The sequence below is a fragment of the Streptomyces sp. HNM0574 genome (assembly GCF_012726235.1).
Lineage (GTDB): Bacteria > Actinomycetota > Actinomycetes > Streptomycetales > Streptomycetaceae > Streptomyces.
Window position 1 is genome coordinate 470,903 of the sequence record NZ_JAASAH010000003.1, and the last position, 11,937, is coordinate 482,839.

An 11,937-nucleotide genomic window follows, 5' to 3' on the forward strand; every position below is an offset into this window, starting at 1 on the left:
TCACAACCGGCCCGTGTGAATGGTGCCGAACAGGTGTTGGACGTGCCCGGACAGCCGCCGGAAGGCTGCCCCGTATGCCCGAGCAACCGAACTCGCCTGCGCAGACCAAGAGTTGGTGCCGACGCACACCCCTCGCCCCGTACCGGCACCTGTTCTCCGCCCCCGGCACCGTCGCCTTCACCGCCGGCAGCCTGACGGCCCGGCTCCCCAGCGGCATGTTCTCCGTCGCCGCCGTCATCATGATCGCGGGCGGCTACGGCTCGTACGCCCTCGCCGGGGCGGTGACCGCGACGGGGCTGGCCGTCACCGCCGTCGTCGCCCCGCTCGTCGCCCGGCTGACCGACCGGCACGGGCAGGCCCGCGTCGCCGTACCGGCCGCCGCGCTCGCCACCGCGGGCGCCGTCGCGCTCGCCCTGTGCGTGCACCACGGGGCGCCCCCGTGGACCCTGTTCGCCGCGTACGCCGCGACCGCCACGATGCCCAACACCGGCGGCATGTCACGGGCCCGCTGGGCACACCTGTGGCGCGCCGACCCCGCCGCGCGGCACACCGCCAACTCCTTCGAACAGGCCGCCGACGAACTGTGCTTCATGGCGGGCCCCGTCCTCGCCGCGTTCCTGTGCACGGCCGTACGCCCCGAACTGGGCACCCTCACCGGCGCGGCCCTGCTCCTCGGCGGCACCCTGCTGCTCACCGCCCAGCGCCGCACCGAACCGCCCGTCTCCCCCGCGCGCGCGACCCCGTCCCCGGCGCCGCTGCGCGTCCGCGGGGTGCCGCCGCTGCTCCTCACCTTCCTCGGCACGGGCATGGTCTTCGGCTCGATGGAGGTCGTCACCCTCGCCTACGCGGACGGGCAGGGCCACCGGGCCGCGGGCGGACTCGTCCTCGCCTGCCAGGCCGCCGGATCGGCCGTCGCGGGGCTGGCGTTCGGGGCGCTGCGCCCGCGCGGGCCGCTCCCCCGCCGGATGCGCCGCTGCGTGGGCGCCATGGCGGTCCTGCTGCTCCTGCCCCTGCTCGCCGCGCACAGCCACAGCCTGCCGCTGCTGGCCGCGGCGCTGCTCGTCGCCGGGATGGCCACCGCGCCGACGATGGTCACCGGCATGACGCTGCTCCAACAGCACGTCCCGCCCGCCCGCCTCACCGAGGGCATGACCCTCGCCGTCACCGCCCTCCTCGGCGGCATCGCCATCGGCGCCGCGGCCGGCGGCTGGGCCTCCGAACACACCCCCACCCCCTGGCCGTTCACCCTCCCCACCACCGCGGCCCTCCTGACATTCGCCCTCACGACCACGCGGACGCGCCCATAAGGGACGCGGGGAACTGCGCGTACGGGGCGGCATGGAGCACCCCGCGCCGGGGCTAGGCGCTGCGCTTGCCAGCCCTGCGCCTCTGGCGCAGACCTCCCAAGCGGGGCGGGCCCGCGATAAGGGGCGCGGGGAACTGCGCGAAAAAGGGGCGCGGGGAACTGCGCAAAGACCCGACCCCCGAAGCACCCGCACCCGAGAGCCACCCACAGCCCCCCTCAACTCCCCCGAGAAGACCGCAAGTTCCGCGAAGGCGAAGTCACCGGAGCAACCCCCGCGGAGCACCCCCGTTCCCACCCCGCCCGCGCCCGCGGATGGAAGCGCCGCCCAGCCGGCACCAGCTTCCACGCGTGGTGGACCAGCCGCCCGAAGCACCGCAGCAGCCGCTCGTCCCGCGCCGTCCACCCGTACCCGAGCCGTTCCCGCACGGCGGGCGGGAACAGGCCGACGGTGTACCAGACCGTGAACCGCGCCAGCGGCACCCGCACCAGCCGCCACACCACGTCCGGCAGCCGGCGCAGCACCGGCGGCTTGGCGATGCCGCGGATGTCGAGGATCTCGCGGGTGGGCCGGTTGTCCTCCAGCACCTCGGACGCCATCCGGTCCCAGTACGCGCGGAACTCGTCCCAGCTGCCGGGCACCGGGCGCATGCTCATCCCGTACAGCCGCCACCACCGCACGTGCTCCTCGAACAGCCGCCGCTTCTCCGCCTCGTCCAGCCCGGGCCCGAACCGGTCGGCGACGAGCACGGTCAGCATGAAGAAGGTGGCGTGCGCCCAGTAGAAGGTGTCCGGATCGAGCGCGTGGTACGGGCGCCCGTGCTCGTCGACGCCCTTGATCCCGTCGTGGTACCCGCGCACCTCCCGGGCCGTACGGGCCGCGCGCGGGCCGTCGTAGACCACGCCGCCGATCGGGTACAGCGAGCGGAACAGCCGCTCCCAGCGTTCCTCGAAGAACCGCGAGTGCTCCGCGACCCCCGCGCCCAGGCCCGGGTGCATGTTCTGCATCGCCCCCGCCCACGGCGCCAGCAGCACCCCGCGCCAGTCCCCGAAGTACTTCCAGGTCAGCGAGTCGGGCCCCAACGGCTCGACGGCACGGGCCCGTTCACCCCGGGCCTCCGCGTCCGCACCGTCGCCGCGTCCCGTCATGGCTACGTCCCGCCTCCCGCCGCTCCGCCCGCCAACGCTCCGGCCACGTGTTGCATGTCGCGGATCGCCTTCCGCAGCGCGGGCGCGGCCGCACCGGCGCGCTCCGTCAGCTCCTTGATCCGCGCCTTGTGCTGCCGCCGTTCCCGCCCCGAGAGGACGGCGGGCAGCTCGCCCGCGGCGGACAGCGCGACCAGCGCCGCCTCCCGCGTCCCGACCCGCCCGGCCGGAACACCGCTGCGCAGCGTCTCCAGCACCGTCGACCGCAGCTCCATCACCCGCAGCGGCTCCCGTACGACGACCCGCCGCGAGCGCCACGGCCGCGGCTCGACGAGCACGGCCCCGGCCTCGACGAGCGCGGCCTCGACGGCCTGCACGGTCTCCTTGCGGTCCACGGTCACCAGTGTCTTCCAGCGCATCGACCGCCGCCGCGCCGCGAGCCGCCCCAGCGCCAGGTCGAGGAACGGCTCCCCCGCGCCCCGGCCGGCCACCACGGCCGCCCGTCCGCGGTCGTCCCGCAGGCAGCCGCGCTCACCGAGCTCGATGAGCACCGCGGCACGCAGGACGTGACCGATCACGTCCCGCTTGGTGAGTTTCTCCTTCTCGATGTCGCAGGCGAGGAGATACAGCGCGCAGGGCAGGGTGCCGAGCAGGCCCGGGTGGTCGCGTCCGTCGTGCATCCGTCCATCACAGCACGGGCGTTGAGGCCGGGAAAGGCCGGGAACACGCCTCCCGGCCGCCCGGAGCGGACGCAAAAAAACCCCTGGCCCGCGAGAGACTCGCGGGCCAGGGGTTACATGGGGTGGTGGAGATGGCGGGAATCGAACCCGCGTCCAACGGAGCGGAAGGAGGGCTTCTCCGAGCGCAGTCCGCTGCGATTTTCTCGGCCCCGGAGATCACACGGACAAGTCTCCGACGGGCCCAGTCACTGTTGGATGTCCCGGTAAGCCCCGTGACCGGGCCTACGCGGTGAGTTCCCTAGCTGATGCCAGGATCCGGGTCGGGAACGCACCCGGGCTGACACTTCATGCTTGCTGCTTAGGCAGCAAGCGCGAAGGAATCGCGCTTCTGATTGGCGATTATTTTTTGCGACACGTGGTTAACGAGATCATTGCCGCGTTCCTCGGCTCGCTTCCCCTGCTTCGACATCCGCTGTCGAAACCGATCATCCCCATGTTGAATTAACAAGCTGCTCCGCCCTCGCGAGCGGCGCTGTGACCATGGTACGGGACCCTGCCACATCCAGGCCAACCGTTTACGCCCCCGGTTTGTTCCCGGAGCCGCCGGCCGGCCCGCCGGAGCCCGAAGGCCCCCGCAGGCCTCAGGCGCCCTCGCGCGCCCGCTGCCTCCGCTTCGCCGCCGAGATCGCGCGGTCCGCGTCCCGCCGGTCCTGCTTCTCGCGCAGCGTCTGCCGCTTGTCGTACTCCTTCTTGCCCTTCGCCAGCGCCAGTTCGACCTTGGCGCGGCCCTTGAGGAAGTACAGCCGCAGCGGGACGAGCGTGTGCCCGGTCTCCTGCGTCTTGCCGATCAGCTTGTCGATCTCCGCGCGGTGCAGCAGGAGCTTCCGCTTCCGCCGGGCCGCGTGGTTCGTCCACGTCCCCTGGGCGTATTCCGGAATGTGAACGTTGTGCAGCCAGACCTCATTCCCGTCGATCTGCCCGAATCCGTCGATCAGAGACGCACGGCCCTGGCGCAGGGACTTCACCTCGGTACCGGTGAGCACGATGCCGCACTCGTAGGTGTCGAGGATCTCGTAGTCGTGCCGGGCGCGCTTGTTCTGGGCGATGAGCTTCGGCGCGTCTTTGTCTTCCTTGACCTTCGCCTTGCGGGTCGTCTTCATCTTCGCCATAGCCAGGCCATTGTTCCACTAGGGGCGGGTGTCGAGGCCACTCAATACTGTGCGGCCCTTCGCCACGGCACCCTCGGCACCGCCCGGCAGCGACACCGAGAGATCCGGCGTGATGCCCTTCCCGTCCACCTGGCGACCCGACGGAGTCGCGTAGTGCCCCACGGTCAGCTCGGCGACGGAGCCGTCCGGCTGCTCGCTCGGCATCTGCACCGAGCCCTTGCCGAACGTGCGGGAGCCGACGACCACGGCCCGGCCCCGGTCCTGGAGCGCCCCGGCCAGCAGCTCGGCGGCGCTCATCGTCCCGCCGTCGACGAGCACCACGAGCGGACGCTCGGTGTCCCCGCCGCGCTCCGCGTACAGCGCGCGCTCGCGGCCGGCGTCGTCGTAGGTGGCGACCAGTCCGCCGTCGAGGAATCCGGAGGCGGCGTCGACGGCCTCGTGGAGCAGGCCGCCGGAGTTGCCCCGCAGGTCCAGCAGGACCCCGGCACCCGGCGGCACCTCCTCCTCTACCGCGCGCCGCAGCTGCTCGCCGGAACCGGCGGTGAACGACGAGACCTTGACCAGCCGCGCGCCCCCGCCCAGCTCGCGGACGGTCACCGAGTCGACGGTGAGGCGGGCCCGGCGCAGCGTCTCCGTCCACTGCCTGCCGTCCCTGGCCAACCGGAGGCGGACGGTGCTGCCGGGGGCGGACGCCTCGGCGTCCCGCGCCGTCGGACGCGGCTGCGCGCCGCGGAGGCGGGAGACGACCTCGGTGACGGGCAGGCCCTCGACGGCCTTCCCGTCGACGGAGTGCAGCCGGTCGCCGGGGCGCAGCCCGGCCTCCCTGGCGGGGCTGCCGGGCTGGACGCGCGTGACGCTGACCGCGGCGCCCCGGGCGTCGTGCGCGCGGCGGACGGAGAGGCCGACGCCGACGTACTCGCCGTGCAGGTCGCGCTGGAGGCCCTCGTACTCGCGGGCGCTGTAGGAGGCGGACCAGCGGTCGCCGCTGCGGCTCACCAACTCCTCGGCGTCGTGCGCCGATCCGGCCCGCGGGTCGGGTGCGCCGCCGGCGCCGGGGCGCGGGGAGTGGTCCGTACTGCCGCCGGAGGCCGGGGAGTTGAGTTCGGCGCCGGCACCGGCGGGGTCGGCGAGGGCGCGGACGCCGTCGCCCCAGGCACCCGTCACGGCGCCGGTGGCGAGGACGCTCACGAAGACCAATGCCAGGGCCGCCCCCCGGCGGATGCGCCTGGGGCCTGTGTCCCCTCCGCAAGCGGGGGACGGTACAGAGCGCCACGTGCCCGACATGGTGGGGAGTCTAGGCCAGACGCGGGTGCCATACGGGCGGTTGGCCGGATGACACCCGCGGCGTGCGTCACACCTTCAGGTACTTGCGGAGCGTGAAGAAGGCCGCAACCGCGGGCATCAGCACGCCCACCGCCGCTATCAGCGGCAGGACCTTGAGGACCGCGTCCCAGCCGATGAAGTTGATCAGCACGATCTGCTGGGCCAGCCAGCTGTCGATGAGGAAGTACTTCGCGCCGACCAGCAGGACGCACGCGAAGCCCGCGCCGATCAGCCCCGCGATGGCGGCCTCCAGGATGAACGGCATCTGGATCTTGAAGCTGGACGCGCCGACCAGTCGCATGATCCCCGTCTCCCGCCGCCTGCTGAACGCCGACACCCGCACGGTGTTGACGATCAGGAGCAGGGCGACCACCAGCATCAGCGCCATCACGCACAGCGCCGCGACGTTCATGCCGTTGAGCAGATTGAACAGGTTCTCCAGCAGACTTCGCTGGTCCTGGACCTCCTGCACGCCCTGCCTGCCGGAGAACGCCGTCTGCACCACCTGGTACTTGGTCGGGTCCGTCAGCTTGACGCGGTAGGACTCCTGCATCTGGTCCGGGGTGAGCGAGTCCGCCAGCGGCGAGTCCTTGAACTGCTCCTTGTAGTGCTTGTACGCCTGGTCAGCGGTCTCGTGGTAGACCTTGTCGACCACTTGGAGCTTGTTCAGCTCGGCCTTGATCTCCTGCTTCTGCTCCGCGGTCACCGCGCCCTTCGCGCAGTTGGGGTCGGAGGCCGCGTCGTTCTTGTTGCAGAGGTAGACCGACACCTGGACCTTGTCGTACCAGTACCCCTTCATGGTGCTGACCTGTTCCCGTGCCAGCAGCGAGCCGCCCGCCAGGGCGAGCGACAGTGCGACCGAGACGATCACCGCGAAGGTCATCGTGAGATTGCGGCGGAGACCGACGCTGATCTCCGACAGTACGAACTGGGCGCGCATGGCGTCCTTTCAGTGAATTGCCGGCGGTGGCTGCTCAGGCTGCCCGAGCCGCCCGTGCTGCTGATGTCGTGTCGTGCCGCGTCCTGTCGCGGGCCGTCCTGCGGGCTGACCGGCGGTCAGTGCTGGTAGCCGTAGACGCCGCGCGACTGGTCACGGACGAGCCTTCCGCCTTCGAGCTCGATGACGCGCTTGCGCATCTGGTCCACGATCTGCTGGTCGTGCGTGGCCATCACGACCGTGGTCCCGGTGCGGTTGATGCGGTCCAGAAGCTTCATGATGCCGACGGAGGTCTGCGGGTCGAGGTTGCCCGTCGGCTCGTCCGCGATCAGCAGCATGGGGCGGTTCGCGAAGGCGCGGGCGATCGCCACGCGCTGCTGCTCACCACCGGACAGCTCGCCCGGCATCCGGTCCTCCTTGCCGCCCAGACCCACCAGGTCGAGCACCTCGGGAACCGTCTTGCGGATCTGGCCGCGGGACTTGCCGATGACCTCCAGCGCGAACGCGACGTTCTCACCGACCGTCTTGTTGGCCAGCAGCCTGAAGTCCTGGAAGACGGTGCCCAGCTGGCGCCGCATCTGCGGCACCTTCCAGTTGGACAGCCGCGCCAAGTCCTTGCCGAGCACGTGCACCTGGCCGTGGCTGGCGCGTTCCTCACGGAGGATCAGCCGCAGGAAAGTGGACTTGCCGGAACCTGAGGACCCCACCATGAACACGAACTCGCCGCGGTCGATCTCCAGCGAGACGTCGCGCAGGGCGGGCCGGTTCTGCTTCGGGTAAGTCTTCGAGACGTTGTCGAATCGGATCACGGGTACACCACGTCGACCTGGGTAGGGGCAGCGGGAGCCGCCGTACGGCCCCCCGTCGGTGCAGCGACCTTACGCGAAGCGGTGTGCGGCTCGCAGTGAGCGTGGGGCCTTGGTGCGTTTCTTCACGGCACGGATCACCGCGCTTCCCGTGTTTCCGCGTGAGCTACCGCAATTGCACCGCATTCGCCGCCATTCCCCCGCCGTCCGCGGCCTCTTCGTTCGCCCGTCACGGCTGCCGACTCCCGCCGACGCGCGCCCGCGCGCTCCGGACCGTTCCGGGTGCGCTCTGCACCGGACGCGCGGAGCTGGCACAGTGGAGGGCAGCACCGTAGGGGAACGAATCACTCACGGGTGGCGTTGGCACAGCTGAGGAGGAGATCGCATGACATGCGACCGGCTGGTGTGCGCCAACTGCGCGGGCCCCGTCAGCGAGGGACGCTGCCACGTGTGCCGCGCGCACCGTGAACGGATGCAGCGCGAGACCCCGTTCGCGCACCTCACCCCCAGCGCGCTGCTCGCCCTGTTCGTGGCCCTGATGGCGCTGGCCGCCGTCGCGCTGCTGGCCGAGCGCGTGGCCACCGCGTAGGCGCGTACGCACCGTCCGTGAGCGCCGGGTGCGCGCACCGCAGAGACGACGAAGGGCCCGGAACCGTGCAGGTTCCGGGCCCTTCGCTCGCGGCTGTGCGCCGCTGGTACTTCAGCTGTGAGCCGTGGCTCAGGCAGCCGCGCCACCCGCGCGACGGGAGACCAGGCGCGGCATCAGGCGGAAGCCGACACCGCCCGCGATCATCGTCGCGGCACCGATCAGCAGGAAGCTGGTCTCGGCGGAACCGGTCTCGGCCAGCTCCTCCTTCGGCGCCTCGGGCTGCGAGGGCTGCTGGACCGGCTCGCTGCCGCCACTGTCCGGAGCGGCGCCGCCGTCCTCGCAGTTGACGTCGGTGTTGTCGACGTCGCAGTCGTCGCCGCCACCGGTGCCGCCGGTGTTGGCGGGCTGCTCGCCGCCGTCCTCGCCACCGGTCGGGTCGCCGCTCACGGTGCCCTCGGTGTCGCCGCCGGTGCCCTCGGAGGAGCCGCCGTCGGAGCCCTCGGACGAACCGCCGTCGGTGCCCTCGCTGGAGCCGCCGTCGGAGCCCTCGGAGGAACCGCCGTCGGAGCCCTCGATCACGCCGCCGTCGGAGGAACCGCCGTCGGAGCCCTCGATGACACCGCCGTCGGAGGAGCCACCGTCGGAGCCCTCGATGACACCGCCGTCGGAGGAACCGCCGTCGGAGCCCTCGATCACGCCGCCGTCGGAGGAACCGCCGTCGGAGCCCTCGGAGGAGCCCTCGTCGTCGCCGCCGCTGCTGCCCTGGATCAGACCGAGGATCGCGCCCTCGTCGTCCTCGCCGCCGTCGTCGCCACCGCTGTTGCCCGCGATGACACCGGCGACCGAGCCCTCGTCGTCCTTGGCGTCGACGCCCTCGTTCTGGGTGACCTCCTGGTCACCGCTGTTGCCGCTCAGGCCGGCGGCCTGGGCTGCGCCCGCCGCGGTGAGCGAAGCGCCTGCGGCGAACACCGCACCGGCAGCAATCCGCGCAACCCGCAGCCGCGTCTTCGAATTGGTCATGTGCCAACTACCCCCAGTAGCTGTACTTGTCAAAGGTGCAGCCGTGCTCCGGGGGCCACGGAAGATCATGAAGAGATCCGGACGCATCCCGTCCGTTCACACCCCCCGCATGCTCACCGGATACAGGCATGCCGAGCGAACAGCTTTCCCACTTTTCACATCGCAGTCAAGCGCGTACCGAACGAATTGCCTGCGGGGCCGGGCCAGTTCACCGGATGCGACAGGAATCACGCACTCCGAAGCCCCCCGAAGCCACGGCGAAGCCCGCGCCATCCCGTCGAGAACGGGGTGACGCGGGCCACGTGAGTCGCCGGAGAGGAAGCCCGACTATGCGGCGGCTTCCTGTTCCTGCTGCTTCCGCCAGCGGATTCCCGCTTCGAGAAATCCGTCGATGTCGCCGTCGAGCACGCTCTGCGGATTACCGACCTCGTGCTCCGTCCGCAGGTCCTTGACCATCTGGTACGGGTGCAGGACGTAGGAACGCATCTGGCTGCCCCAGGAGTTGCCGCCGTCCGTCTTCAGCGCGTCCATCTTCGCCTGCTCCTCCTGGCGGCGGTGCGCCAGGAGCCGGGCCTGCATGACGCGCATGGCCGCGGCGCGGTTCTGGATCTGCGACTTCTCGTTCTGGCAGGAGACGACGATGCCGGTGGGCAGGTGCGTCATGCGGACCGCGGAGTCGGTGGTGTTGACCGACTGGCCGCCGGGCCCGGAGGAGCGGAAGACGTCGATCCGCAGCTCGTTCTCGGGGATGTCGATGTGGTCGACCTGCTCCACGACGGGCAGCACCTCGACGCCCGCGAAGGACGTCTGGCGGCGGCCCTGGTTGTCGAACGGGGAGATCCGCACCATCCGGTGCGTGCCCTGCTCCACCGAGAGCGTGCCGTAGGCGTAGTCGGCCTTCACCGTGAAGGTCGCGGACTTGATGCCCGCCTCCTCCGCGTAGCTGATGTCGAAGACCTCGGTCGGGTAGCCGCGCCGCTCCGCCCAGCGCAGGTACATGCGCATCAGCTGCTCGGCGAAGTCCGCCGCGTCGACCCCGCCGGCCTCGGCGCGGACGCTGACGACGGCCTCACGCGGGTCGTACTGACCGGAGAGCAGGGTGCGCACCTCCAGCTCGTCGACCGCCTTGCGCACGGACTTCAGCTCGCCCTCGGCCTCGGTGCGCGCGTCCGCGTCGTCCTCCGAGTCGGCGAGCTCGAAGAGCACCCCGACGTCGTCGATGCGGGAGCGGAGCTCCTCGGTCTTGCGCAGCTGGCCCTGCAGGGAGGAGAGACGGCTGGTCACCCGCTGGGCGTTGTCCACGTCGTCCCACAGGTCGGGGGCCGCCGCCTGCTCCTCGAGCGCGGCGATATCGGCCCTCATTTTGTCCAGGTCGAGGACTGCCTCGATCGACTCCATGGTGGAGGAGAGGGACTTGAGCTCTTCGGATACATCGACGACTGCCACCTCTCCACCCTAACGGCTGGCGGCAGCGTGCCGACCAGCCCCGGGGCCCCCGCCGTCCGGGGCCCCGGTGGGTGACGGTGCCGTCACCGCTGGTCGAGCGGTACCTGCCCGGGGGCCGCCTGCCCCTCGTCGCCCTGGTACTCGTCGGGCTGTTCGACCGCGGGCGCGGGCCGGGTGGTGGTGTCGTCCTCGCCGGCCGAGGCCGCCAGCCAGCCGCCGACCCCGGCCGCCGTGGCGACCGTCGCGGCCAGCGCCGTCAGCTTCAGCCGCCGCTTCCGCAGCGCGGCGGCCGCGGCCCGGCTCCTGGCCGAGCCCGCGCGGGGCTCCCCCGGCGTACGGGGCGTGCGCGCGGTGCCGTGGGCGCCGCCCGCGAGCTCCTCGGCGCCGGGTACGCGCATGCTCGTGTGGGTGTCCCGGTTGGAGTCCGGCCGGGAGACGCGCTGCACCAGCGGCACCGCGCCCCCGGCCCCGGCACGCGCCTGGCCGCCGGAGCCACCCGCGCCCCCGGGGACCGCGTGCCCGGCGCCCGCGTACGTCCCGGCGCCCGAGCGGGTGCCCGCTTCCGGGTGGCCCGGCGCGGAGGCGGCCGCCTCGTCCGGCCAGTCGTCGGCGTGGTCGGGGTACTCGTCCTCCGGCTGCTCGTCGATGTCCAGCGGCGGGTAGCCCTCCAGGGCCGGGACGAGCTCGCGCAGCCGTCCGGCGAGCTCCGCCGCGCGCAGCCGGGAGGCGGGGGCCTTGGCCAGGCACTGGTGGATCAGCTGCCACAGCTCGTCGGGGACGCCGGGCAGCGGGGCGACGGTCTCCGTGACGTGCCGCCTGAGCACCGCGCCGGGGTGGCCGCCGCCGAACGGCGTGAATCCGGCGAGAAGTTCGTACAGCACCGTGGCCAGCGCGTAGATGTCGACCGAGGCGCGCGGCGGGAGGCCCTCGACGATCTCGGGGGCCAGGTAGTCGGGGGTGCCGATGATCGAGGTCGCGCGGGTGCGGCGCGGGGAATCGATCAGCTTGGCGATGCCGAAGTCCGTGAGCAGCGCGGGCGGCGCCCCGCCAGGCCCGGCCGGGGCGAGCGCGTCCAGCAGGACGTTCTCCGGCTTCACGTCGCGGTGGACGATGCCGGCCGCGTGGGCGGCCGCGAGCGCGTCGGCGACGTCGGCGGCGACCGCGACGGCGGCCTGCGGCGCGAGGCGGCGCTCGTGCTCCAGGCGGGTGCGCAGGTCGGTGCCCCGGACGAGCTCCATCACCAGCGCGAGGTCGTTGCCGTCGACGACGAGATCGCGGACGCCGACGACGCGGGGGTGGTCGAGGGAGAGCAGCGCGCTGCGCTCCCTGACGAACCGCTCGACGAGCTCCTGGTCGGAGGCGAGGTCCTCGCGCAGCATCTTGACGGCGACCGGCCCGTCGGGGCCCTCGCCCAGCCACACCGTGCCGGCGCTGCCACGTCCCAGGATCTGGTGAGCGGTGTAGCGACTGCCGATCTTCCGTGCCATAGCGACAAAGCTACTGGGCGAGTGGGGTGTT

11 protein-coding genes and 1 other RNA gene are annotated in these 11,937 nt (G+C 72.1%); 2 read left to right on the forward strand and 10 right to left on the reverse strand.

Annotated features, from left to right (window positions below):
• Positions 1-74: 74 nt before the first annotated feature.
• A complete protein-coding gene (locus HCC30_RS08815; protein ID WP_169441778.1) occupies positions 75-1,307 on the forward strand; it encodes an MFS transporter in 1,233 nt (410 codons plus the stop codon).
• A gap of 215 nt (positions 1,308-1,522) precedes the next feature.
• Here HCC30_RS08815 and HCC30_RS08820 read toward each other — a convergent pair whose 3' ends face one another.
• From HCC30_RS08820 to ftsE, 7 genes are all read right to left on the reverse strand, one after another.
• Positions 1,523-2,452, reverse strand: a complete 930-nt coding sequence (locus tag HCC30_RS08820; protein WP_169441780.1) for an oxygenase MpaB family protein — start codon at positions 2,450-2,452, stop codon at positions 1,523-1,525.
• Positions 2,453-2,454: 2 nt separating this feature from the next.
• Positions 2,455-3,129, reverse strand: a complete 675-nt coding sequence (locus tag HCC30_RS08825; RefSeq protein WP_169441782.1) for a GPP34 family phosphoprotein — start codon at positions 3,127-3,129, stop codon at positions 2,455-2,457.
• 123 nt (positions 3,130-3,252) lie between these two features.
• Positions 3,253-3,622, reverse strand: a transfer-messenger RNA (tmRNA) gene (gene ssrA / locus HCC30_RS08830).
• 148 nt (positions 3,623-3,770) lie between these two features.
• The gene (smpB, locus tag HCC30_RS08835) at positions 3,771-4,298 is read right to left on the reverse strand and encodes an SsrA-binding protein SmpB (protein ID WP_169441783.1); all 528 of its coding nucleotides are present in this window, start codon (positions 4,296-4,298) and stop codon (positions 3,771-3,773) included.
• An 18-nt stretch (positions 4,299-4,316) separates the two neighbouring features.
• Complete coding sequence (locus HCC30_RS08840; RefSeq protein ID WP_169441784.1) at positions 4,317-5,582, reverse strand: S41 family peptidase; 1,266 nt, start codon at positions 5,580-5,582, stop codon at positions 4,317-4,319.
• Positions 5,583-5,649: 67 nt separating this feature from the next.
• Positions 5,650-6,561, reverse strand: coding sequence for a permease-like cell division protein FtsX (gene ftsX, locus HCC30_RS08845; protein WP_169441785.1), 912 nt, complete (start codon positions 6,559-6,561; stop codon positions 5,650-5,652).
• Between the two features lie 116 nt (positions 6,562-6,677).
• Positions 6,678-7,367 carry a cell division ATP-binding protein FtsE gene (gene ftsE / locus HCC30_RS08850; RefSeq protein WP_169441786.1) on the reverse strand — a complete coding sequence of 230 codons (690 nt, stop codon included), beginning with the start codon at positions 7,365-7,367 and terminating at the stop codon, positions 6,678-6,680.
• A gap of 382 nt (positions 7,368-7,749) precedes the next feature.
• Here ftsE and HCC30_RS08855 point away from each other — a divergent pair, with 382 nt between their 5' ends.
• Positions 7,750-7,953 carry a hypothetical protein gene (locus tag HCC30_RS08855; RefSeq protein ID WP_169441787.1) on the forward strand — a complete coding sequence of 68 codons (204 nt, stop codon included), beginning with the start codon at positions 7,750-7,752 and terminating at the stop codon, positions 7,951-7,953.
• Positions 7,954-8,082: 129 nt separating this feature from the next.
• On the opposite strand, the gene HCC30_RS08860 is transcribed toward HCC30_RS08855, so the two are convergent.
• From HCC30_RS08860 to HCC30_RS08870, 3 genes are all read right to left on the reverse strand, one after another.
• Positions 8,083-8,973, reverse strand: a complete 891-nt coding sequence (locus HCC30_RS08860; protein WP_169441788.1) for an LPXTG cell wall anchor domain-containing protein — start codon at positions 8,971-8,973, stop codon at positions 8,083-8,085.
• 327 nt (positions 8,974-9,300) lie between these two features.
• Positions 9,301-10,419, reverse strand: a complete 1,119-nt coding sequence (prfB, locus tag HCC30_RS08865; RefSeq protein ID WP_169441789.1) for a peptide chain release factor 2 — start codon at positions 10,417-10,419, stop codon at positions 9,301-9,303.
• A gap of 83 nt (positions 10,420-10,502) precedes the next feature.
• Positions 10,503-11,906 carry a serine/threonine-protein kinase gene (locus HCC30_RS08870; RefSeq protein WP_169441791.1) on the reverse strand — a complete coding sequence of 468 codons (1,404 nt, stop codon included), beginning with the start codon at positions 11,904-11,906 and terminating at the stop codon, positions 10,503-10,505.
• Between the last annotated feature and the right edge of the window lie 31 nt (positions 11,907-11,937).